General features: G+C 65.2%; 16 protein-coding genes. 8 read left to right on the forward strand and 8 right to left on the reverse strand.

All coding sequences use genetic code 11. The annotated features are described in order from the left end of the window. Positions 1-82: 82 nt before the first annotated feature. The 5 genes from CI15_RS09345 to CI15_RS09365 all read left to right on the forward strand — a co-directional run bounded on the left by CI15_RS09345 (position 83) and on the right by CI15_RS09365 (position 5,423). Positions 83-1,522, forward strand: coding sequence for an aldehyde dehydrogenase family protein (locus CI15_RS09345; RefSeq protein ID WP_062126789.1), 1,440 nt, complete (start codon positions 83-85; stop codon positions 1,520-1,522). Positions 1,523-1,580: 58 nt separating this feature from the next. Beyond that, a complete protein-coding gene (locus CI15_RS09350; RefSeq protein WP_062126791.1) occupies positions 1,581-2,339 on the forward strand; it encodes an SDR family oxidoreductase in 759 nt (252 codons plus the stop codon). Positions 2,340-2,480: 141 nt separating this feature from the next. After that, positions 2,481-3,800 (forward strand): MFS transporter, encoded by a 1,320-nt coding sequence (locus tag CI15_RS09355; RefSeq protein WP_062126793.1) that lies wholly within the window; start codon positions 2,481-2,483, stop codon positions 3,798-3,800. A gap of 226 nt (positions 3,801-4,026) precedes the next feature. Next, positions 4,027-4,629 (forward strand): DUF1326 domain-containing protein, encoded by a 603-nt coding sequence (locus CI15_RS09360; RefSeq protein ID WP_062126794.1) that lies wholly within the window; start codon positions 4,027-4,029, stop codon positions 4,627-4,629. Between the two features lie 2 nt (positions 4,630-4,631). Then, positions 4,632-5,423 carry a DUF2182 domain-containing protein gene (locus tag CI15_RS09365; RefSeq protein ID WP_062126796.1) on the forward strand — a complete coding sequence of 264 codons (792 nt, stop codon included), beginning with the start codon at positions 4,632-4,634 and terminating at the stop codon, positions 5,421-5,423. Between the two features lie 28 nt (positions 5,424-5,451). Here the strand turns inward: CI15_RS09365 and CI15_RS09370 are convergent, their stop codons facing one another. Together CI15_RS09370 and CI15_RS09375 are read right to left on the reverse strand one after the other, a co-directional pair. Continuing rightward, positions 5,452-5,850, reverse strand: coding sequence for a VOC family protein (locus CI15_RS09370; RefSeq protein ID WP_062127184.1), 399 nt, complete (start codon positions 5,848-5,850; stop codon positions 5,452-5,454). Between the two features lie 25 nt (positions 5,851-5,875). Then, entirely contained in the window at positions 5,876-7,891 is a 2,016-nt protein-coding gene (locus CI15_RS09375; RefSeq protein ID WP_062126798.1) for a sigma-54-dependent Fis family transcriptional regulator, read from the reverse strand. Between the two features lie 323 nt (positions 7,892-8,214). On the opposite strand from CI15_RS09375, the gene exaC reads away from it, so the two are divergent. Next, entirely contained in the window at positions 8,215-9,741 is a 1,527-nt protein-coding gene (gene exaC / locus CI15_RS09380; RefSeq protein ID WP_062126801.1) for an acetaldehyde dehydrogenase ExaC, read from the forward strand. Between the two features lie 85 nt (positions 9,742-9,826). On the opposite strand, the gene CI15_RS09385 is transcribed toward exaC, so the two are convergent. Together CI15_RS09385 and CI15_RS09390 are read right to left on the reverse strand one after the other, a co-directional pair. Then, the gene (locus CI15_RS09385; RefSeq protein WP_062126803.1) at positions 9,827-11,551 is read right to left on the reverse strand and encodes a diguanylate cyclase; all 1,725 of its coding nucleotides are present in this window, start codon (positions 11,549-11,551) and stop codon (positions 9,827-9,829) included. A gap of 34 nt (positions 11,552-11,585) precedes the next feature. Continuing rightward, positions 11,586-13,325 carry a SulP family inorganic anion transporter gene (locus CI15_RS09390; RefSeq protein ID WP_062126806.1) on the reverse strand — a complete coding sequence of 580 codons (1,740 nt, stop codon included), beginning with the start codon at positions 13,323-13,325 and terminating at the stop codon, positions 11,586-11,588. A 263-nt stretch (positions 13,326-13,588) separates the two neighbouring features. Between CI15_RS09390 and CI15_RS09395 the strand changes: the two genes are divergently transcribed. Continuing rightward, a complete protein-coding gene (locus tag CI15_RS09395; protein WP_062126809.1) occupies positions 13,589-13,861 on the forward strand; it encodes a hypothetical protein in 273 nt (90 codons plus the stop codon). A gap of 47 nt (positions 13,862-13,908) precedes the next feature. On the opposite strand, the gene CI15_RS09400 is transcribed toward CI15_RS09395, so the two are convergent. The 4 genes from CI15_RS09400 to hemC all read right to left on the reverse strand — a co-directional run bounded on the left by CI15_RS09400 (position 13,909) and on the right by hemC (position 20,062). Next, complete coding sequence (locus CI15_RS09400) at positions 13,909-15,672, reverse strand: winged helix-turn-helix domain-containing protein (protein WP_062126812.1); 1,764 nt, start codon at positions 15,670-15,672, stop codon at positions 13,909-13,911. A 207-nt stretch (positions 15,673-15,879) separates the two neighbouring features. Next, positions 15,880-17,070, reverse strand: a complete 1,191-nt coding sequence (locus CI15_RS09405; protein WP_062126815.1) for a heme biosynthesis protein HemY — start codon at positions 17,068-17,070, stop codon at positions 15,880-15,882. Positions 17,071-17,072: 2 nt separating this feature from the next. Further along, the gene (gene hemDX, locus CI15_RS09410; protein WP_062126818.1) at positions 17,073-19,064 is read right to left on the reverse strand and encodes a fused uroporphyrinogen-III synthase HemD/membrane protein HemX; all 1,992 of its coding nucleotides are present in this window, start codon (positions 19,062-19,064) and stop codon (positions 17,073-17,075) included. Then, positions 19,064-20,062, reverse strand: coding sequence for a hydroxymethylbilane synthase (gene hemC / locus CI15_RS09415; RefSeq protein ID WP_062126821.1), 999 nt, complete (start codon positions 20,060-20,062; stop codon positions 19,064-19,066). Before hemC ends, hemDX begins: the two co-directional genes overlap by 1 nt. A 396-nt stretch (positions 20,063-20,458) precedes the next feature. On the opposite strand from hemC, the gene ppc reads away from it, so the two are divergent. Continuing rightward, a complete protein-coding gene (ppc, locus tag CI15_RS09420; protein WP_062126831.1) occupies positions 20,459-23,689 on the forward strand; it encodes a phosphoenolpyruvate carboxylase in 3,231 nt (1,076 codons plus the stop codon). Positions 23,690-23,845: the final 156 nt, after the last annotated feature.

Here is a 23,845-nt window from a genome sequence, read left to right on the forward strand (position 1 = left end):
CTTCGCGTCTCTACCGTTTGGTGTCTCCCCTTCGAACCCGCGCCGCCGCACATCGGCCGCGCGTCATCTTCAAGGAGCATGCATGGAAGAAGCACGGCATTTCATCGGCGGCGAGTGGTGCGCCGGTTCCGGCGGCGAATCGATCGCCATACTCGATCCCTCGGACGGCCAGCCGTTCACGCGCATCGCGCGCGGTACCGAGGCCGATATCGACACCGCCGTACAGGTGGCGCGCCGCGCGTTCGAAGGCACATGGGGCGCACTGAGCGCCGCCGAACGCGGCCGCGTGCTGTACCGGCTGTCGCTGCTGGTGGCCGCGCGCCAGGAAGAGCTCGCGCAGCTCGAAGCGCGCGACACCGGCAAGCCGCTCAAACAGGCCCGCGCCGACGCCGCCGCCCTCACCCGCTATTTCGAGTTCTACGCTGGCGCGGCCGACAAGCTGCACGGCGAAACGCTGCCTTACCAGTCCGGCTACACGGTGCTGACGATCCGCGAGCCGCACGGCGTCACCGGCCACATCGTGCCGTGGAATTATCCGATGCAGATTTTCGGGCGCAGCGTCGGCGCGGCGCTCGCGGCCGGCAATGCGTGCGTCGTCAAACCGGCCGAGGACGCGTGTCTGTCCGTGCTGCGGGTCGCCGAACTTGCCGCCGAAGCCGGCCTGCCGCCAGGCGCGCTGAACATCGTGACCGGTTACGGGCACGAAGCAGGCGCCGCGCTTGCCCGTCATCCGGGCATCGATCACGTGTCGTTCACGGGGTCGCCGGACACCGGCAAGCTCGTCACGCAGATGGCCGCCGAAAACCATGTGCCGGTCACGCTCGAACTCGGCGGCAAGTCGCCGCAACTCGTGTTCGCCGACGCCGATCTCGAGGCCGCGCTGCCGGTGCTGATTTCCGCGATCGTGCAGAACGCCGGGCAAACCTGCTCGGCGGGTAGCCGCGTCCTGATCGACAAGGCGATTTACGAGCCGCTGCTCGACCGGCTCAGCAATGGGTTCCAGGCGCTGCGCGTCGGGCCCTCGCATGCCGACCTCGATTGCGGGCCGCTGATCAGCGCGAAACAGCAGCAACGCGTGTGGGACTTCCTGTCCGACGCGCAGCACGATGGCATCGCGATGGCCGCACACGGCGAAGTGATTCCCGAGGCGCCCGAAAGCGGCTTCTATCAGGCTCCGACCTTGCTGCGCGACGTGCCCGCGAGCCACCGCCTCGCACGCGACGAAGTGTTCGGCCCAGTGCTCGCCGCGATGTCGTTCCGCGACGAAGACGAAGCGCTCGCGCTCGCGAACGGCACGCAGTTCGGACTCGTCGCGGGCATCTGGACCCGCGATGGCGCGCGTCAGATGCGGCTCGCTCGACGCCTGCGTTCGGGCCAGGTGTTCATCAACAACTATGGCGCGGGCGGCGGCGTCGAGTTGCCGTTCGGCGGCGTCAAGCATTCGGGGCATGGTCGCGAGAAAGGCTTCGAGGCGCTGTATGGCTTCACGGTGCTGAAGACGATCGCGATCCGACACGGCTAGACCCTCGGGTGACACGCAACGACGCATCGCACTATCCATCACAAATAACGGAGACATCATGCGGTTGACAGGTAAAACGGCCATCGTCACGGGCGGCGGTTCGGGTTTCGGCGAAGGCATCGCGAAGACCTTTGCGCGCGAAGGCGCGAACGTCGTGGTCAACGACCTCAACGGGCCGGCCGCCGAACGCGTCGCCAGCGAGATCGCGATCGCGGGCGGCAAGGCGATCGCGGTGCCCGGCAACGTCGCACAACGCGACGACTGGCGCACCTTGCGCGAGGCCGCGCTCGAAGACTTCGGCAGCGTGCAGATCGTCGTCAACAACGCGGGCACCACGCATCGCAACAAGCCGGTGCTCGAAGTGACCGAGGCCGAGTTCGACCGCGTCTATGCGGTGAACGTGAAGAGCATCTACTGGAGCGTGCAGGAGTTCGTGCCGTATTTCCGCGAGCAAGGCGGCGGCAATTTCATCAATATCGCCTCGACGGCGGGCGTGCGGCCGCGGCCGGGACTCGTCTGGTACAACGGCAGCAAGGGCGCGGTGATCGTCGCGAGCAAGTCGCTCGCGGTCGAGCTCGGGCCGGAGCGGATTCGCGTGAACTGCGTGAATCCGGTGATCGGCGAGACCGCGCTGCTATCCGAGTTCATGGGCGTCGAGGATACGCCGCAGAACCGGCAGAAGTTTCTGGCGGGCATTCCGCTCGGACGGTTTTCGACGCCGCAGGATATTGCCAATGCGGCGCTTTATCTGGCTTCCGATGAGGCCGAGTTCATCACCGGCGTGTGCCTCGAAGTGGACGGGGGGCGCTGCGTCTAGCGGCACATGCAAAGCTGCGCACGCGTTGCGTGCGCAGTCAGTGTTTTCCCCCAATATCGATTCGTCGTGCAAAAGACCCGCCGCGGCTAGAATCGATCAGCGGTGGTAGTTCGATTCCATAAAAAACGAGGAGACACAGTCATGGCAAGTCCTGCAGATCCGCTCCACCATCCCGGCGCGGGCGCGCCGCCTTCCACGTTCGAAGAGGCGACCTATCGCAAGGTCACATGGCGGCTGGCGCCGCTCTTGATGCTCTGCTACATCGTCGCGTACCTGGACCGCGTGAACGTCGGTTTCGCGAAGCTCGGCATGAGCACCGATCTCGGCTTGAGCGATGCGGTGTACGGCTTTGGCGCGGGGATTTTCTTTATCGGCTATTTCATCTTCGAAGTGCCGAGCAACGTGATCCTGCACAAGGTCGGCGCGCGCGTGTGGATCGCGCGGATCATGATTTCGTGGGGCGTGATCTCGATGCTGACGATGTTCGTCACCACGCCGACCATGTTCTACGTGATGCGCTTTCTGCTCGGGCTTGCCGAGGCCGGGTTCTTTCCCGGGATCATCTTGTATCTCACCTACTGGTATCCGGCGCATCGGCGTGGGCGGATGACGACGTGGTTCATGACGGCGATTGCGTTGTCGGGGGTGATCGGCGGTCCGGTCTCGGGGTACATCCTGAAGAACTTCAACGGCATGAATGGATGGCATGGGTGGCAGTGGCTGTTTCTGCTCGAAGGGATTCCGTCGGTGCTGGTCGGGATCGTCGTGTTCGTCATGCTCGATGACCGGATTTCGAAGGCGAAGTGGCTGACCCGTGAGGAGCAGCAATTGCTCGAGAGTCAGGTGTCGGCCGAAGAAGCGACCAAGCACGACATGCCGATTCGCGAGGTGCTCACCAGCGGCCGGGTGTTGATGTTGAGTCTCACCTACTTCTCGTTCGTGATGGGCCTTTATGGAGTGAGCTTCTGGTTGCCGACGATTATCAAGTCGACCGGGGTGACCGATGCGTTCCTGATCGGGTTGCTGTCGGCGATTCCGTTTGCGGCGGCCGTGGTCGCCATGGTGCTGGTGGCGCGCAGTGCGGATCGGACCCGGGAGCGGCGCTGGCATATCGCGTTGCCTGCATTTTTGGGCGCGGTGGGGTTGGTGCTTTCCGTCGTCTGGACGCATAACACCTTGCTTGCCATGACCGGATTGACGCTGGCAACGATGGGCATTCTCACGACCTTGCCGTTGTTCTGGAGCTTGCCCACTGCGATTCTTGCCGGCACCGGCGCCGCCGCCGGGATTGCGATGATCAATTCGATCGGCAACCTTGCCGGTTTCCTGAGTCCTTATGCCGTGGGGTGGTTGAAGCAGGCTACCGCGGCGAACGACTCAGGCATGTACATGCTTGCGGCCTTCCTGGTGCTCGGCGGCCTGCTCGCCATCAGCGTGCCGGCGAAGATGGTCAATAAGTGAGAGGGCCGACGTGAGGCCCTGGCGGTGCGTTACCGTCAGGGCTTTGCGTTGGAGCAAAGTGAATTCCAGACAATGCGCGCCCGCCCCGGCGCCAAAGCACTACTGAATAAGCCGCTTCAATCATTCGCCGCCCCGCACGCTTTGCTTCCTGCCCGCTTAACGCCTACAACAAAGGATGTCCGGCGTTGTTCTTCCCGGCCGGATAAAAACGGCAGTGGAGGCGCAAATGAGCTATCAACTGATGGGCAGCATCCTCGAAGTATGCGAGTGCAAAGTGCTATGTCCGTGCTGGATTGGAGAAGATCCTGATAACGGCATTTGCCGCAGCGCGCTTGCCTACCACTACGACAAAGGCACGATCGACGGCATCGATGTCTCGGGCTTGACGATCGCGTTCGCGGCCTTCATTCCGGGCAACGTACTCCAGGGCGGCTGGCGCGTCGCGATGTTCGTCGACGAGCGTGCGAGCGATGCGCAATTCGACGCCCTGGTGAGCGTGCACAGCGGCGAGCGCGGCGGACCGCTCGCGGATCTCGTGAAGTTGATCGGCGAAGTCGTGTCGGTGGAACGCGCACCGATCGAATACACGGTCGTCGACGGCAAGGGCAGGATGAAAGTCGGCGATGCGATCGAGGCCGAGCTGGAGCCCTATCGCGGCCCGACCGGCGAGCCGACCAAACTGGTCGAAAGCATCTTTTCGACGATACCGGGATCCCCTGCGTTCGTCGGCAAAGCCAACTCATTTCGCCTGCGCCACGAAAAGCTCAATCTCGATCTCGCATTGAGCGGACATAACGCGATTCAGGGATCGTTCAGCTTCGCGTCGTGAAGATGCTCCGGCGCTCGCAGCTTTTCGCGCCGCTGTTCGTCGCATTGACGACCAGCGCGTGGATCGCGTTATGGATGTGGGACGCGGGGCCCTATGCGCGCTATCTGCGTCACGCGAGTTGGGCCGAACTGCCACTCGTCGGCGCGCTATGCCGCGCGGTGCCCGGCGCGGGTCTCTCGCTCGCGGCGTTGCTGCACAGCCTCGCGTGGCTCCTGATGATCGCGGCGATGATGCTGCCGACCGCCTTCCCGCTGTTCGACACCTTCAGGCGAATGACGAGCGGGCGCGAAAACCAGGGCACGCTGATGGCGCTGTTGATCGGCGGTTACGCGACGGCGTGGGCACTGTTCGGCCTCGCCGCGCACGGCTTCGACGCGGTGCTCCATCGCGTTGTGGACCAATCGCCGAGCTTGTTCGGGGATGGCTGGCTGATCGGCGCCGCGATCATCGCGCTCGCGGGTGCCTATCAGTTCAGCAGCCTCAAGCATCGATGTCTCGACAAATGCCGCTCGCCGCTGATGTTCATCAGCGAGCATTGGCGCGGCAGGAGCGCGCGCCGCGAGAGCTTTCTGCTCGGCATCGGTCACGGCGCGTTCTGCATCGGCTGCTGCTGGGCGCTGATGCTGCTGATGTTCGCGGTCGGCACCGGGAGCATCGGCTGGATGCTAGCGCTTGGCGCGATCATGGCGGCCGAAAAGAATTTCCGCTGGGGCCGGTCCATCGGCACGCCGCTCGGCGTTGGGTTGATCGCGTGGTCCGGGTGGATCGTCCTGCAGCACGTCGTCACCGCCTGACAGATTCACGCTCGTCATGCCGGGATTGCTACTGCCTCACGGGTGCATGACAGACAACGCAAATCTTGTTTCCTTCCGGGTCCCGAAAGTACGCCCCGTAGTAGTCCGGGTGGTAGTGGGGTCGCAGGCCGGGAGGGCCTTCGCAAGAACCTGCATTGGCCAGCGCGCTCGCGTAGGCCTTGTCGACTGAACGACGATCGGGTGCAAGCAAGGCCACCATGTGCCCGTTTCCGTGCTCCGCTGAGTCGCCGTCATAGGGCCTGCCGAGAAGGAAGAGCGGACGCGGCATACCCTCGGCCATCCAACCGGCCCACGGTTTATCTGGCTCACAAAACTTCAGCTGATGTCCGAGTTCGCCGATGACGGCCGAATAGAATTTGAAGGCTCGATCAAAGTCATTCACTGCAACGTAGACATGCGAAATCATCTGGGTCCGTTCCTCTTCACCGACGTCAGTCATCGTCCGTTGTCGTGGCCCGCTCCGTCGTCGGCATCCTGCGATAGATGGTGTTGCGCGACACCCCGAGCGCACGCGCCGCCGCTGACACGTTGCCGCCATATCGCGCCAGCGTCATGGCGACCACCGACGTAGCGACATCCTGCAACCGCGCGCCATCATGCGCCGAAGCTCCGCCAGTCGCAAGCGCGTCCGCAGCCGGAACACCCGGCATCGCTGACGAGACCGAAGCGCCACCAGCCGCGCCACGAACATCATCCAGAAAGTCATCCGGCAAATGCTCCCAGCGGATCTCGCCATCCTCCTCCACCATCGCCGCCGCCGTGCGCAGCAGGTTGGCGAGTTGCCGGCAGTTGCCTCTCCACGCATGTCGGCCGAACGCGGCCATCACGTCCGGCGCAACGCTGAGCGGGCGCCGCCCCCCGCTTTCAACCGATTCCCACTGCAACATCTTCTCGACCACGACCGCGAGATCGCTACGCTCACGCAACGCCGGCAAGCGAACCGCAAGCCCGTTGATCCGATAGTAGAGATCCTCGCGGAACTGGTTCTGCGCGATCATTTCGCGCAAGTTGCGGTGGGTCGCGCAGATGATCGACACATCGACAGGAACCGCTCTCGCCGCCCCAAGCGGCGTCACCATCCGCTCCTGCAACACGCGCAGCAAGCGCACCTGCAGCGAATACGGCATGTCGCCGATCTCATCGAGAAACAGCGTGCCGCCATTGGCCTGCATCAGCTTGCCGATCGCCCCTTTGCGCCGCGCGCCGGTGAAGGCGCCGTCTTCATAACCGAACAACTCGGATTCGATCAGCGACTCGGGAATCGACGCGCAATTGACCGCAACGAAGGGCCCATCGCCACGCGGCGAATCGTTATGAATCGCCTGCGCGAGCAACTCCTTGCCGGTACCGGTCTCACCGCTGATCAGAATCGGAATGTCCTTGCCGAGCACCTTGCGTACCTTCGCGATCAGCGCGGACACGCACGCATCGCCGGTGTCGAGATCGCTGAGCCGCGACAGTCCCGCAGCCGGCTGACGGGCATTGGCGCGCACCGGTTGCGATGCGGCGACGCGCTCTGCGTCGAGCACCCCGTGCCGCTGCGCCAGCGACGTCCGCCTGAACTGCGCACGCGCGCAAACCACCGCGCCGTTGTGCAAGTTCAGCATCAGATGCGGCGCCACGCCATGCGTCAACCGGTCGATCAGTTGCGTGTATGAGATCTGAAACAGCGACGACAGCGTATGCGTGCGCAGCGCGGCAAGCGACAAGCCAAACTGAAACTGCGCGCTGCGATTCGCCGACAGAAAGCGGCCGTCATCGGTGAACGCGATGATCCCTTCCATCAGCGTGCCAAGGAACTCGGGCCGTCCGTGAAAGGAGACTTGCAGCACGTCGCGAAACGCGGTCGAGAACAGATGGTTTTCGATCATCTGCACCGACATCTTCGCCAGTGCCATCGTGTGCTGGTGATAGCTGCGATGATCGCCGGTCACGTCGAGCACGCCGATCAGATCGCCGTATGGATCGAGAATCGGCACGCTCGAACAGGTCAGGAAACGGTTCGCCGCCAGATAGTGCTGGTCGCCATGCACGACCATCGCGCAGCCCTCGGCCAGCGAAGTGCCGATCGCGTTGGTGCCCTGGCGATCCTCGGCCCAGTTCGCGCCGGGCCGCAGCGCCACTTTTTCGGCGCGATGCAGGAAGTCGTCGTCGCCGATCGAATGCAGGATCAAGCCTTCGGCATTGGTCAGCACGATCATGCTTTGCGTATTGACGATCTGCTCGCGCAGCGTCTCCATGACCGGCATGGCATGCGCGCACAGCGTCTGGTTCTGTTCGCGCTTCAGTGCGAGGCCCGTCTCGGAGAGGATGTCGTAATCCGGTCGCAGCGAGGCGCGCAGACCGAAGGTCTCGGAGCGCTCGTGGGATTTCTGGATTGCCGGTGCCGGCAAGCCATTGGAGCGTTTGGCCGCGGCATGGCTGACCGGATGAACGTCGTCGCGCATTGTCTCCTCCTGAACGCGTCCGGGTCGTGCCGGACGCCTGGATGCGTGCCGACAGGATACTCCCTTTGCCTCCCCGCCCGGCGCCCACGGCGATCCCGCGCGGGGCCGCGTTCTTGATCTGTATCAGTGTCTGCCCGGTCTGCGGCGTTTCTGAACACCCGCTGAGCGCGCAACTGTTCCGAAACGGAACACTTCTGCCTGACAAGCCCACCCCGCAGCCCACCGCGCTGCGTGAAATTTCGCACTTCAATGCATTGGTACGGTTCGTGCCTGATGTCGTCCCGCGCAGTCACCCGATCACCATCACAAAACGGAGACAAGTGATGAATCCATTTGACCTGAAAGCCCTCGGCATCGACATCGAGTATCCGTATCGCCAGCGTTACGAAAACTACATCGGCGGCAAGTGGGTGCCGCCGGTCGGCGGTGACTATTTCGACAACGTGTCGCCGATCAACGGGCAGCCGTTCTGTCGCATTCCGCGTTCGAACGCCGCCGACATCGACCTCGCCGTCGATGCCGCGCACGCGGCGCGTCGCAAATGGTCGAAGACATCGGTCGCGGAACGCGCGAACCTGCTGCTCGCGGTGGCCGAGCGCATGGAAAGGAACCTCAAGCTGCTCGCGGTCGCCGAGACGATCGACAACGGCAAGCCGCTGCGCGAAACGATGGCCGCGGACCTGCCGCTCGCCGTCGATCATTTCCGCTATTTCGCGGGCTGCATCCGCGCCCAGGAAGGCAGCATCTCGGAGATCGACGACAACACGGTCGCCTATCACTTTCACGAGCCGCTCGGCGTGGTCGGTCAGATCATCCCGTGGAATTTCCCGCTGCTGATGGCCGCATGGAAGCTCGCGCCTGCGCTCGCGGCCGGCTGCTGCGTCGTGATGAAGCCCGCCGAACAGACGCCGGCTTCGATACTCGTCCTGATGGAGCTGATCGGCGATCTGTTCCCGGCTGGGGTCGTCAATATCGTCAGCGGCTTCGGCAAGGAAGCGGGCGAAGCGCTCGCCACCAACAAACGCATCGCGAAGATCGCCTTCACCGGCTCGACGCCGGTCGGCAAGCGCATCCTGCACGCGGCGGCGGAGAACCTGATTCCGTCGACGGTCGAACTCGGCGGCAAGAGCCCGAATATCTTCTTCGCCGACGTGCTCGATCGCGACGACGCGTTCCTCGACAAGGCGCTCGAAGGCCTCGCGATGTTCGCGCTGAATCAGGGCGAAGTGTGTACGTGCCCGTCGCGCGTGCTGGTGCAGGAGTCGATTTACGAACGCTTCATCGAGAAAGCGATCGCCCGCGTCGAGCGTATCAAGGCCGGCCACCCGCTGAACCTCGAAACGATGATCGGCGCGCAGGCGTCGCAGCAGCAACTCGACAAGATCCTGTCGTATATCGACATCGGCCGCGATGAAGGCGCGCAGTGCCTCGTCGGCGGCGAGCGCGCCACGCCCGGCGCCGGTCTCGGCGAGGGCTTCTATGTGAAGCCGACCATGCTGTTCGGCAAGAACGACATGCGCGTGTTCCAGGAAGAGATCTTCGGACCGGTCGCTTCGGTGATGACGTTCAAGGACGAACAGCAAGCGATCGAGCTTGCGAACGACACCTACTACGGCCTCGGCGCCGGCGTGTGGACACGCGACGGCACCCGCGCTTACAGGATGGGACGCGAGATCGAGGCGGGACGCGTGTGGACCAACTGCTACCACCTGTATCCGGCACATGCGGCATTCGGCGGCTACAAGCAGTCGGGGATCGGACGCGAAACGCACAAGCTGGCGTTGTCGAACTATCAGCAGACGAAGTGTCTGCTGGTGAGTTATCAGGCGGAGGCGCTGGGCTTCTTCTGAGCGCAGGCACGCGTCGTCCATGGATGACGCGTGCCGACGAACGTGGCCGGGCGGCGTGGTGGCCGCCCCACTACCGTCCGGCTTCTCAGCTTTGCGTGAACTCGCCTGCCACCACCCTGTTTCGCCCGGCCGCCTTCGCGGCGTAAAGTCGCAAGTCTGCGAGCGCAATCAGCGCATCGAGGTCGGGGCGATTATCCGCGACCATCTCCGCCACCCCGATCGAGATCGTGAACGAGATCTCCCTGCCCGGCGCGGTGCGGGGTACCGTCGCCTCCTGAAGGACGCAGGCATGCCCGGCGATGGCCTTGCGCACGCGCTCCGCGATCCGGGCCGCGTCATCCCCGGTTGTATCGGGCAGCAACACACAGAACTCCTCGCCACCAAGACGTGCCGTCAGATCCCCCGGGCGAACCGCTATCTTCGTGACATGGGCCAGGTGCTTCAAAGCCTCGTCCCCGGCCGCGTGCCCCCAGACGTCGTTGACCCGTTTGAAATGGTCGATATCGATCATCAGCAGCGCGACGTGGCGCTCGACGTTGCGCCGGCGCGTCAGCACGTCGAATTCCTCTTTCAGCCTGCGGCGGTTCGCGAGACCGGTCAGGGGATCGACAAGCGATAGTTCCCGCAACCGCGTATTGAGTGCCAACTGCATGGAGAGGAGACGGTCGACGACAAAAAGGGTGGACCAGAGAAGGAATGCCATCAGCAGCCATATCCCGGCGAACAGCGCGCTGGTCAGGCGAACGACGGAAAGGAATACGGTCTGAGCGGATACGTAGGAGGTCAGGACGAGATCTGCCGTATCCAGCTTTCTGAAGAGCAGGAAGCCCTGGCCTGCACTCAACATTCCGCTGCGTGTCTGAAACAGCGTGGCAGCAGAAAGCCCATTCCACTGTGACGGCAGCGTCTTGAGCCAATTCTCGTCATTGACCGGGAAGGTACTCCCGGTCGTCGCAATTGGCGTCCCACTCGGGTCGATGAGAGCGTGGGTTTCATCCGCGGCGGTGTTGGTCCGCAGGTAGTCCTGGACGACGCGCTGCGGGATGACGAAGAAGATGATGCCGCGAACCAGGTTCGTGCTCGTCACGGGTGTCCCGAACAGGAGACGAGGTCCTGTCGGGTCTTTTCTGCCGCGAATGGGATCGAACGTGACGTCATAGTCGGGCGAGTTCCGGTTGACGAGCTGTAACAGGCGCGAGCTGCCGAAGTTTTTCAACAGACGGACTGTCTCGTCGTCGTCAACGGCTGGATAAGCCACCACGATGCCGGTCCGCGAGACATAGACCGCGCGTTCAACGCCCGTCTCCAACTCGAATTGCACTGCAAGCAGTCGGCTCATCAATTGAGCCACCCGCAGGTCCTCGAGAAATGTCGGTTCGTCGCGGTGCAATCCAGGCGTCGCCGCAAGCTGCCGTGTGCCGATACCCCGGATCGGAGCGTTGACATCCCGAACCTGAAGCGTCCAGACTCGCTCGTCCTGCGCCTGAAGTACTGCCTGAAGGGAGGCACCCGGATTCGGATCGAGTTGTACTGTGCGGTCCGCAAGAAGTCGCTCGGCACTGCTGCGAAGGAACTGCAACTGTTGCTTGTTGTTGCTGATCGCCGTGTCCAGCGCCGTGACCTGAATGTCGAGCCGATGCGAGCGGCTATCGAGTTCGCGGGCGCGCACCAGAAAATATTGGTGTACTGCAAGAATCAACGTGACCACGAATACCGTAACAAAACACACGATCACGGTCTGCCGTGGACGTGAACTGGCGCGGTCCCAAACCGTTTTCGCAAGCGTTTGTCCAGCGGACGACGAGCGCATACCGGTTCTCCGGTGATCCAACTCCAGGCTACCCTTACCCCTCTCCAACCGCCTCGACGAAGCTATCGACCGCACTGCTCACGGTCGGATGAAAGCACGCATCCCCGATCAGATCGGTCAACTCGAAGCGCCTGAGCTTGTCGCGAACCGGATCCTTCATCTCCGCGAAATGCAGCGCAATGCCGCGCTCGCCGAGCGTGCGCGTCAACTCTCGCAGCATGTCGGCGGAGGTCACGTCCACGCTCGTCACCGGTTCGGCCGCCACCACCACGCGCCGTACCGGTGTGGGCGATGCCGCGACGGCTTCGAGCAGACGCTCCTGAAACTGCTCGGCGTTCGCAAAGAACAGCGGCGCATCCCAGCGAAACAGCACGAGCCCGGCGATTCGCTCGGCATGCGGGTAGCGCTCGATATCGTGATAGCCGCGCAAACCCTCGACGCGACCGAGCACCGCGTAATGCGGTCGCCAGCCGTCCCATAGAAATTCGATGACGGCGAGCACCACCGCGAAGCAGATGCCGGGAATCGCACCGAACACCGCGACGCCGGCAAAGCAGGCCATCGACAGCCAGAACTCCCATTGCTGGATCCGGAAGATCCGCTTCAGGTCCGTGATCTCGAACAGACCGATCGCGGCCGCGATCACGACCGCGGCGAGCGCGCTGTTGGGCAGGTAACGCATCAGATTGGGCGCGGCCATCAGCAGCGCCGCGACCGCAACCGCGCCGACGACGCCCGTCAGTTGCGTCTTCGCGCCCGCCGCCTCGGCGACCGGCGTGCGCGACGAACTGCTGCTGATCGGAAAGCCATGGAACAGACCGGCCGCCAGGTTGGCCGCGCCGAGCCCGACCATCTCCTGATTCGGATCGACGCGACTACGGAAACGTGCCGCGAACGTTCGCGACAGCACGCTGGTATCGGCGAACGAGATCAGCGCGACCGCACAGCCGCCGAGCAGGATCTTGACCAGATCGGCGTCGCTGGCCCAGGGTAGCGCAAAGGTCGGCAGGCCCTGAGGAATCTTGCCGAGCACTTTCACGCCGAGGCTATCGAGGTGAAATGCGGTCACGCACAGCGTCGCGACGATCACCGCGATCAGGATGCCCGGCAGCTTCTCGAAGCGTTTGAGAAACAGGATCAGCGCGAGGCTTCCGGCGCCCACCGCAAAGCTGTACCAGTTGGCTCGGCCAGCGGCGATGGCCTGCAAGAGGCCCACGACGTCGCGCAATGGCCCGCGCTCGTCGAGCGAGATCGCGAACAGTTTGGGCAACTGACTGATCAGCACCGCAAGCGCAATGCCGTTCATGTAGCCGTAACGGATCGGTTTCGACAGCAGTTCGGTGATGAATCCCAGCCGCAACAGGCCCATGACGATACAGAACACGCCTGACACGATCGCCATCATGCTGGCCGTCGCGATCGCGCGCGACGGGTCGCCCGCCGCGATTTGCACGACGACCGCCAGAATCGGCGCGGCGAGCGCGGAGTCCGGGCCCAGCACGAGAATCCGGCTCGGGCCGAACAGCGCATACGCCAGCAGCGGAACGATCGTGGCGTAGAGCCCGTACACGCCGGGGACGCCGGATGCCTCCGCGTAAGCGATCCCGACGGGCACCAGCATCGTGGTCAATACCAGCCCCGCCGTCAGATCGCTCGGCAGCCAGCTCAACTGGTAGGACTTGAGCACCGTGACGCCCGGCAGCCAGCGCAGCCAGCGGCGTGCGTTGAGCGCAGCAGTCGGTTCTTTCTGGGGAACTGGCCTGTCCGCTTCCATATCTGGAATGTTCTCGGTCGATGACGCCGCAACACGAATTGTGGGCGGTACCGTCATCCGAAGAATAGTCCAGTCAGCCGTGCCGATGGGTAGCGCGGCACTCGAAAATTAACGATTCCTACAGCCAGGCTCCATGGGCACGCCGCCCCCCGCGACGGACTATGTGTCCCAAGGCGCACGTCAATCGATCGACCTCCCGCCGACCAGCCGGCCTCGCGGCACCGCCGCGGCCGCCCTCCCGAGCCACTGTCAGGAGTCTTGAAATGAAAACGTCCTCTCTCATCGCCACCGCGGCAGCGACCGCCGCGCTTGCCTTCGGTGCCGCCTCGCACGCTCAGGTACCGGCCCCCACCGAAACGTCCCAACCGGTCGACCAGAACACGCTCGCCGCCGTCGGCGGCTCCGTGGCGACGCAAACCGCGATGGGCGCACCCACCGGCAAGACCCGCGATCAGGTCCAGCGCGAGTTCATCCAGTCGCAACAGGACCCGGAGATGCAGCGGCGTCTAAAGGAGCTGTACAAGGGTAGCCAATGACGTGACGGCCCGCTGCACGACGCTCGCGCGAGCCATGCCGGCCGGATTCAGAAGCCCAGCCGTTTTTCGAGGCTGCGAAACCGGCCGGTCGTCCGCCAGCGCAGGAACCACGGATTCGTGCGCAGCTCGCAGAGCCGCGACGAGCGATCGGCGAGCGCGAGGTCGAGCCAGTGGAACATGTCCTCCGCGCGCCCGAGCCTCGCGTACACCTCGGCGAGCAACAGCGGCGAGGTGTAGCCGTCGCGATGCCGCGCCAGCAGGTCCGCGCGCAACCATTGCAGCACCGCGTCGTGCGCCCCGGTTTCCCAGCGTTCGCGGATCGCTTGAGCGCGTGCCAGTTCGTTGCAGCAGACGAGCGCTTCGACCGTCGCTTCGACCGATTCCTTGACGAGCCCCTTCACCTCGAACGCGGTCGCGAGGATCTGGTAGATCAGCGGCGAACGCTCGGCCGCCGCGCGATTAAAGTATTCGCGCACGGCCTGCTCGTGATCGCCGGACAGCACCAGGCCGAACGCGCGCGACCCTTGAAACGCAAGCGGATCGAGCTTCTCCGCGCGCTTCATCAGCGCGTGGCCTTCGGCGTCGCGGCCAATCGACATCAGCATGCGCGCATACAGTCGATGCGCCTCCGGATAGCTCGGATTCAAACGCAGCGCGTGCAGAAACGCCGCTTCGGCGCGGCGCCAGTCCCAATCGTAGAAGTAGTGAACGGCGCCCATCGCGTGATGCGCTTCCGGCAACTCGGGGTCGAGGTCCAGTGCGCGCTCGGCCGCGGCGCGCGCGAGCGGCCAGCCCTCCTCCGGCGGATAGAAGCCGTGCACGACGGTCGAGCCATGAAAATTCGACAGGCCGACATAGCCGAGCGCATAGGTCGGATCATGCTCGACCGCGCTGTCGAAATAAGCGCGGCTGCGAAAGAAGTCCTCGCCGCTCAGCGCATGCGTCGCCGCGAAGCACGGATCGAAGTGCACGCGTCGATACCAGTAGTAGCGGCCGCGCAGATACGCATCGTGCGCCGCGGGCGCGACGGGCAGCCGGCGCGCGAGCGCGGTCAACTGGTGCTGCGTGAGCCTCGGCGTGACTTCGGCCGCGAGCGTCGCGCCGACTTCCTGCTGGATGTTCAACGCGCCCGCCGATACCGGCTCGTACGCGTGGCTCCAGATCTGCGTCTGGTCGGCGCAGCGGACCAGCTGCGCGAGGATGCGCAGGCGCGTGCCGTCGCTCGTCAGCGAACCTTCGAGCACGTAGTCGAGCGTCAGCTCGCGCGCGATCTCGGCGATGCTCTTGCCCGCCCGACGGTAGTGCACCGCGGTCGTGCGCGCGATCACCGCGAGCCGCTCGGCGCCGAGCATGCCGAGCGTCGCGGACGTTTCGGCGGCGAGCGCATCGCAGAAGGCGTCCTGACCCGGGTCGCCAGTCATGTTGTCGAAAGGCAGCACGATCACGCGCACCGCGTGCGGCGGCTGCGCCGGCGCCGCCGCCTGCTCGGTCTCGCGGATGCCGTCGAGCCGATAGCCCTTGCCCTTGAGCGTCTTCAGGTGGCGCGGTGCGATGGGATCGTCGTCGAGCGCAAGACGTATCTTACGGATCGCGGTGTTGATGCCGTTTTCCGTGTCATGGAAGCTATTCGCTCCCCACAGCGCGCGGACGATTTCCGCGCGCGAGATCAGCTCACCGTTGCGCGACGCGAGCAGGATCAGCAGCTCCATCGGCAGACGTTCGAGACGAACCTCGTCGCCGCCGCGACGCAGTTCGTAGCGCTCGACGTCGAGCTCGAAGTCGGCAAATCTGATCAGTCCTTGGGTCTTCATGGCTTTTCCGTGCACGCGGATGCGCTGCGCCGATCCGTCGGACGAAGACGGTTCCGCCCTTCATGGTAGGAGAGGATCGTGGATTGTGAAGGACAGAGGCGAGTGCGTCGGGCGCGGAAAAACAAATGGCCGCAGCACGAGGCCGCGGCCATTCAGTAGCGGTTTCAGAGGTGTGCGTGGTTCAGCGCGCGGCCGGCCACGTCGAACTCACGTCACATTCATCGCCAGCGCACTCTCGCGATAGTGCTGGCTCGCCTTGTCGGTATCGCCGAGCTGCTCGTGCAGCCGAGCGAGCGCCCGATGCGAGCGGATCTTCAGCGTCTCGTTGTCGGCGAGCTTCAGCGCGCGTTCGAGGAACGACTGCGCCTTGCCCCACAACTGCTGATGCAGACACAGGCGGCCCAGCGCAAACATCAGGTCGGCGTCTTCCGGCCGATCCTTCTGCCAGGCCTCGGCCTTCTGGATCAGCGGCAGCGCATCGCCGCCGGCCGTGTCGGGATAACGGCGCAACAGGCGCGCATCCCAGTTCTGCGCGAGTGCTTCCTCGACGATCTTGCGCGCTTCCTGCGGACGGTTCAGCGCGACCAGCAGTTCGGCGGCGGTGTCGGCGAGGCGCGGCGAATGACGCTCGGTCGCCGACAGCGAGTTCCACAGTTCGAGCAGCGCGTCCGCATTGTGGCGACGATCGCGCAGCAGATTCTCCGCCGCCAGCTGACGCAGCCGCACCGCGACGGCCGGATGGATCGCTTCGCGCTTCTCCAGCGTCTTCACGAGCTTCAGCACTTCGCCCCAGTTCTTCAGCTGCTGCTGCGCGCGCAGCATGATCTGCTGCGCGTGGATGCGCCGCGCGCCCTGCGATTGCATCTCGGTCAGCGCATTGAGCGCACCGTCGGCGTCGCGGCCGTCGGCGCGCATGTCGGCGGTGGCCATCAGGCGCGCATCCTGCCAGTCGGCTTCGTCGATCTGCGCGAGCCATTCGTCGCGCCGCGCGTATTCATGCATGCGATGCGCCGCCGTCGCCGCGATCAGACCGGCCGCGCCCTTGTTGTCGCCGTTCGAGAGCGCATCTTTGGCGGCTTTTTCCGCGCGCGAGAAACGCCCGGCGTACAGGTTGGCGATCGCATCGCGCAACGACGCGTGCGCCTTCGCGACACGCGAACGCGCCCGATACGCGGCGACGCGCTGCGGCATGCGCCAGATATTGCGGATGATGCGCAACAGCGCGTAGAGCAGGATGAACAGCACCACCAGCCCGACGACGAACAGATTCAGCGACATGTCGACGCGGTACGGCGGATAGATCAGCAGCACCTGCCCCGCGTCGAAGCGCCCGCCCACCGCGAGCACGACCGCGATGGCGAACAGCGCGGCTAGCCATAGGAGTCCCCGGATCGCCATGATTAACTCCGGTTCCGGTATTGATTGACGGCCTGCAGGCTCGTATCGAGATTCGGCAGTTCGACCGCGGCCGAGCCGGCGTCCACCTGTTTGACCAGATCGATGACCGTCTGCGTGTCTTTCGACGACGCATCGAAGTAGCGCGTCAACGCGGACTGCGCCGCCTGCAGGTCGGACTTCAGCGTGGTCTGGTTGCGCGAGAGCAGCGCGAGGCGCGCCGACAGCAGACGCAGCTTCAGGTTCTCGCGCACGAAGTAGCCTTGATCCGGCGTGACCAGCATCGCGTCGGCGTTATCGATGCGACGCACCTGCACGAGGCTCGTCAGCTGTTCGCCGATGCCGTGCGTGACCTCGTCGATCCACACTTCCCAGCGCGGCTTGCCGGTGGCCGCGGCCACCTTCGCGGTATCGGCCCACGTGGCCGCATGCGGCGTGGCATGGGGGATCGGCGCTTCGCCCGACAGCGGCAGAGCGTCGACGTGATCGATCGCGTTGTCGAGCTTGATCGCGAGACCGGTGAGATCGGTGGACGGCGCGGCCTTCAGCTTGTCGATGTCCAGCGCGATCGCCTTGCGCACCGCGACCACTTGCGGGCTATCGGACGCGGCGAGGCGTGTGTCGGCGCTTTGCAGCGCGAACAGCGCGAGCTGCGTATTGCCGGTCAGCTGCAACTGCTGGCTCGCGGCGGACAGCATCTGCCCGACTTCGGCGAGCGTCCAGTCGTCGCGATTGTGCGCGAGATCCGCGTACTGCTGTTGCAGCGCCTGTTGCGCGGCCTGCGCATCGGCGAGCTTGCCTTCGAGCTGCGCGACCTGCGAATCCGATTGATGCACGGTGGCGAGCGCCTGGTCGATCTTGATGCGCAACTCGTTGCTCTGCGTGTCGTTGGCCTGCTGACGCTGCGCGAGCTCCTGCTCGGTACGCACCAGCTTGCGGTTCATCGCGAAGCCGCCCACGCCCACCGCGCACGCGATGACCACGACGACGATCCACAGCAGCGGTCCGCTCGTGCTGCTGCGCTTTTGCGCTTCGTACGGCGTGAAGGGTTGGTTCGGCGGCAAGGGAGCGCTTGCCGGCGGCTGGGGTGAGGCGTTCGTGGATGCGTTCGTTTCAGTCATGCGTGATTGAGCCGGGTTGGACGATACCGGTTGGACGACAGGAGGCACGGCGGCCGCTGCGACGAGCGCGCGGACTATGCGCTCGTCGCCGGCACCGGACACCGTAATCCTATCAAAACCCAATGCCCGCGCGGTCTGCGCGATGCGAGGATGCGGCGTGACGAGCAGCGCGTGTTTGAGCTGCGCGATTTCGCTGGCGGTCAGATGCTCGTGCGCGAGTTCGTGCAGATTGCGCACGCCTTCGGAGCTGGTCAGCAGCCATGCGTGAGGCGCGCCCGCGAGCAGTTCGTGCACGCGCGCCCATGCGCCGATCGACGGCTCCGGCACGATGCGCCGGTACGCGGCCACCGTGTCGACCTCGGCACCGGCTTCGCGCAAGCGCTCGGCGAGCCATTCGCGCCCGCCATCGCCGCGCACGATCAGCACGCGCTTGCCTTCGAGGCTCGCGGCGCCGAGTTGCGCCTCGAGCGCGGCGTACAGGCCTTCCGAGTCGAAGCTCGTGGATTCGTCGTCGGCACCGGCTGCGGGGCTGATCACGCGATGCTCGGGCGCGCTGACGCCGTGGCGCGCGAGCGCATGCACGCTGCCCGGACCGACGACGCCGACCGGCAGCGCATGCGGCCAGATGTCGTCGTGGCGCGCGAACGCGTGATCGACGGCATTCGGCGACACGAACACGACGAGCGCGTAGCGTTCGAGCGACGCCAGCGCGTCGCACAACGGTGCGTCGTCGACGACGGGTGCGATGTCGATCAGCGGGAAGTCGAGCGATTTGAGACCGGCTGCATCGAGCTGTTCGACGAGTTCGCTCGACTGGCCGGCCGGCCGCGTGATCACGACCGTGAAAGGCGCCTGCTCGGGCGTGACGGCGGTCATCACTCGCTGGCCGCCGCGTCGGGCGTGGCCGCGGGACCGCTTGCGGTACTGAGCGCGCGGACGATCTCGAGCGCGCCCTGTTGCGCGAGCGCGTGCGCCACTTCCTCGCCGAGCGCGAGCGCGCGTTCGACCGTGGGCGCGGGCGCCGAGGCCTGCGCGCTCAGCACGCGCCGACCGTCCGGCGTCGCGACGATGCCGCGCAGATGCAGCGCGCCATCGCCCCATGTTGCGTAAGCGGCGAGCGGCACCTCGCAGCTGCCGCCGAGCGCGCGCGACACCATGCGCTCCGCTTCGACGGCCGCCGCCGTGTGCTGATGATGCAGCGGCGCGAGCCATGCGGCGAGCTCCGCGCGATCGGCGCGAATCTCGATGCCGAGCGCGCCCTGGCCGGCCGCCGGCAGACTGTCTTCGGGATCGAGCAGCGCGCGGATGCGATCGGCGAGACCCAGCCGCTTCAGACCGGCCGCGGCCAGAATGATCGCCGCGTAGTCGCCGCGATCGAGCTTGGCGAGTCGGGTATCGAGATTGCCGCGCAACGGCCGCACCTCGAGATGCGGATAGCGCATGCGCAGCATCGCTTCACGACGCAGGCTCGAGGTGCCGACCACGGCACCGGCCGGCAGCGCGGCGAGCGAGTCGTACTGATTGGACACGAGCGCGTCGCGCGGGTCCTCGCGCTCCATGATGGCGGACAGCGCGAAACCGGCGGGCAGCTCCATCGGCACGTCTTTCAGCGAATGCACCGCGAGGTCGGCGCGGCCGTCGGCGAGCGCGGCCTCGAGTTCCTTGACGAACAGCCCCTTACCACCAACCTTCGACAAGGTGCGATCGAGAATCTGATCGCCACGTGTTGTCATTCCGAGGATTTTTACGTCACAAGATGGATATAATTTGTGCAGCGCACATCGCACATGCTCGGCCTGCCACATGGCAAGGCGGCTCTCTCGCGACGCAATCACAAGCGTGTGGGGTGGCGTGGAAGACGTCTCGGTGTTCATTAGCTTGCTGCTTGATCTCGGGATGGAATAACAATCAATGTTAGCACGCGCCCTCGTTCGCGCCCTTGGGTTCCAAGGCACAGCGGGGCCTCGTGCCGAAGCGGTCTCGACGGAGGAGACGGGCCTCGCGCGGCGCGCGAAGGCCTCCATTCCGCCTTGCCACGCACGGTCGTTCGCGCACCGGGCGGCGGCATGCGGGATGATGCAATGCGGCGAACCTGCCGCGGCGATGCTTGCCGCGGGTTCGCTCCAGTGCGGGCCGGCTCGCCCGCGGCTTCCTTCTCCCTCGTCGGCCTCGCGCTCTCTCGCACGCAGTTCACGTTGTAGTTGCTGGTTGCAGTTCCGCAGTCGCAGTTCATCAATCAACAGACCCTGGCTTCCCTGAGGAAACCCATCGTGACGTCTTCCGGATCGGCGCGCTCCGCCCGCCGCAACACTTCTTCGCCCACCGCTCGCCCGGCCGACGCCGCAACGCCTGACACCCTGTCCGACGCTGCCGCACACGGTCGATCGTCGAGCGTCGCTCAACATGGCGAGCCGCGCACGCAGCGCCGCACCCTCGCCGCGCAAGCCGCCAAGGCCTCGAAGGCCGCGCAAACCTCAGTGCCAGTCAAGCAGGACAAGGCGCAAAAACCGACCAAAACCGGCAAAGCGAGCAAGGCCAGCAAGGCCGAACAGGCCGCGACATCGGCCACCGCGCGCAAGCCGGCCAAGGCCGGGAGCGACGCCAAGGCGCCACGCGCCGCAAAACCGTCGAAGCTGCAAGCCGTGTCGCAGGCGGAGCCCGCCGCTGAGCCCAGCGTGCCGAACGTTGCCCGCACGCGCGCGGACAAGGACCATCCGCTGTTTCAGGACATCCGCTATCTCGGACGCCTGCTCGGCGACGTGTTGCGCGAGCAGGAAGGCGACGCGGTGTTCGACGTCGTCGAGACGATCCGGCAGACCGCCGTGCGTTTTCGGCGCGAGGACGACAGCGCCGCCGCGCAGACGCTCGACAAGAAGCTGCGCACGCTGACGCCCGAACAGACCGTCAGCGTCGTGCGCGCGTTCAGCTACTTTTCGCATCTCGCGAACATCGCCGAAGATCGTCACCGCAATCGTCGTCACCGGATTCACGCGCTGGCGGGCTCGGCCTCGCAGCCGGGCACGATCGCCCACGCGCTCGAACGGCTGGCCGCGGCCGGTACCGCCGCGACCCCGGTGCTGCAACAGTTTTTCGACGACGCGCTGATCATGCCGGTGCTGACCGCGCACCCGACCGAAGTGCAGCGCAAGAGCATTCTCGACGCGCAACACGACATCGCGCGCCTGCTCGCCGAGCGCGACCTGCCGCTGACGAACCGCGAGCGCGCGCACAACGAAGCGATGCTGCGCGCGCGCGTCACGTCGCTGTGGCAAACGCGGATGCTGCGCGACTCGCGTCTGACGGTCGCCGACGAGATCGAGAACGCGCTGTCGTACTACCGCAGCACGTTCCTTGAAGAACTGCCGGCGCTGTACGCCGACATCGAGGAAGCGCTGAAGGAACATGGGCTCGAAGCGCGGCTGCCGCCGTTCTTCCAGATGGGCAGCTGGATCGGCGGCGATCGCGACGGCAATCCGAACGTCACGGCCGAAACGCTCGAAAACGCGATCACGCGTCAGGCCGAGGTGATCTTCGAGCACTACCTGGAGCAGGTGCACAAGCTCGGCGCCGAGCTGTCGATGTCGAACCTGCTGGTCGGCGCGAGCGATGCGCTGAAGGAGCTCGCGGCCACCTCGCCCGACCACTCGCCGCATCGCACCGACGAGCCCTACCGTCGCGCGCTGATCGGCATGTACACGCGGCTCGCGGCGAGCGCGCGCGTGCGCCTCGGCGAAGGCAGCGTGCCGCTGCGCAGCGCCGGCCGCGGCGTGCCGCCGATCCGCGCGATTCCCTACGACGACTCAGCCGATTTCGTGCGCGACCTGCACGTGCTGATCGATTCGCTCGCCGAGCATCACGGCGCCCCGCTCGCCACGCCGCGTCTCGCGCCGCTCGCGCGCGCGGCCGAAGTGTTCGGCTTCCATCTCGCGAGCATCGATCTGCGGCAGAGCTCGGACATCCATGAAGCGGTGATCGCCGAGCTGCTCAAGCGCGCCGGCGTCGAGCCCGATTACGCGGCGCTGTCCGAAGCGGACAAGCTGAACGTGCTGCTCGCCGAGCTCGCGCAGCCGCGTGCGCTGCGCGTGCCCCACGCCGATTACTCCGACCTCGTGAAAAGCGAACTCGCAGTGCTCGAAGAAGCGCGCATCACGCGCGAGAAATTCGGCGCGCGCGCGGTGCGCAACTACATCATTTCGCACACGGAGACCGTCAGCGATCTGGTCGAGGTGATGCTGCTGCAGAAGGAAACCGGCCTGTTGCGCGGACGTCTCGGCGACGAGCACGATCCCGCGCGCGCGGGTCTGATGGTGATCCCGCTGTTCGAGACGATTCCCGATCTGCGCAACGCGCCGCACATCATGCGCGATCTGATCGCGCTGCCGGGTATCAGCACGCTGATCGAACATCAGGGCAACGAGCAGGAAGTCATGCTCGGCTACTCGGACAGCAACAAGGACGGCGGTTTCCTGACCTCGAACTGGGAGCTGTATCGCGCCGAGCTCGCGCTCGTCTCGCTGTTCAACGAGCGCGGCGTGACGCTGCGCCTGTTCCATGGACGCGGCGGCACCGTCGGCCGCGGCGGCGGCCCGACCTATCAGGCGATCCTGTCGCAGCCGCCCGGCACCGTCGACGGTCAGATCCGCCTGACCGAACAGGGCGAAGTGATCGCGAGCAAGTTCGCGAATCCGGAAATCGGCCGACGCAATCTGGAGACCGTCGTGGCCGCGACGCTCGAAGCGTCGCTGCTGCCGCACGACCACACGTTGGCCGAGTTGCCCGTGTACGAGCAAACCATGCAGCAGCTCTCCGATACGGCGATGGCCACGTATCGCGCGCTCGTCTATGAAACGCCGGGCTTCAAGGAGTATTTCTTCGAGTCGACGCCGATCGCGGAGATCGCCGAGCTGAACATCGGCAGCCGGCCCGCATCGCGCAAGCTGCAGGATCCGAAGCAACGCAAGATCGAGGATCTGCGCGCGATTCCGTGGGGCTTCTCGTGGGGTCAATGCCGGCTGCTGCTGACGGGCTGGTACGGCTTCGGCAGCGCGGTCACCGAGCATCTGGACAGCGCGCCTTCCGACGCCGAACGCGCGCGTCGCCTCGCGCTGCTGAAGAAGATGCACAAGAGCTGGCCGTTCTTTGCGAACCTGATGTCGAACATGGACATGGTCATCGCGAAGACCGACCTCGCGGTTGCCTCGCGTTATGCCGCGCTCGTGACCGACAAGAAGCTGCGCAAGCACGTGTTCGAGCGCATCGTCGCGGAATGGGAGCGGACCTCGAAGGTGCTGTCGGAGATCACGGGCAAGAGCGAGCGGCTCGCCGAGAATCCGCTGCTCGCGCGTTCGATCAAGAACCGCTTCCCGTATCTCGATCCGCTCAATCACCTGCAGGTCGAACTGCTCAAACGCTATCGTGCGGGCGACACGAATCAGCGCGTGCGGCGCGGCATTCATTTGAGCATCAACGGCATCGCGGCGGGGTTGCGCAATACCGGTTGAGTTTGCAGCGCGAACGAACCGAAGCCGGGCGTGGCCGATCGAGGCCACGCCCGGCTTTTTTCATTGCGAGTCGCGATACGCCTGAGTGAAGGCTGGCAACACAACACCTATCGCGATGTCAGCCGCTACAATAGAGCCCGCATGTACCAGTACAAG

The organism is Paraburkholderia monticola (genome assembly GCF_001580545.1).
GTDB classification, from domain to species: Bacteria; Pseudomonadota; Gammaproteobacteria; order Burkholderiales; family Burkholderiaceae; genus Paraburkholderia; species Paraburkholderia monticola.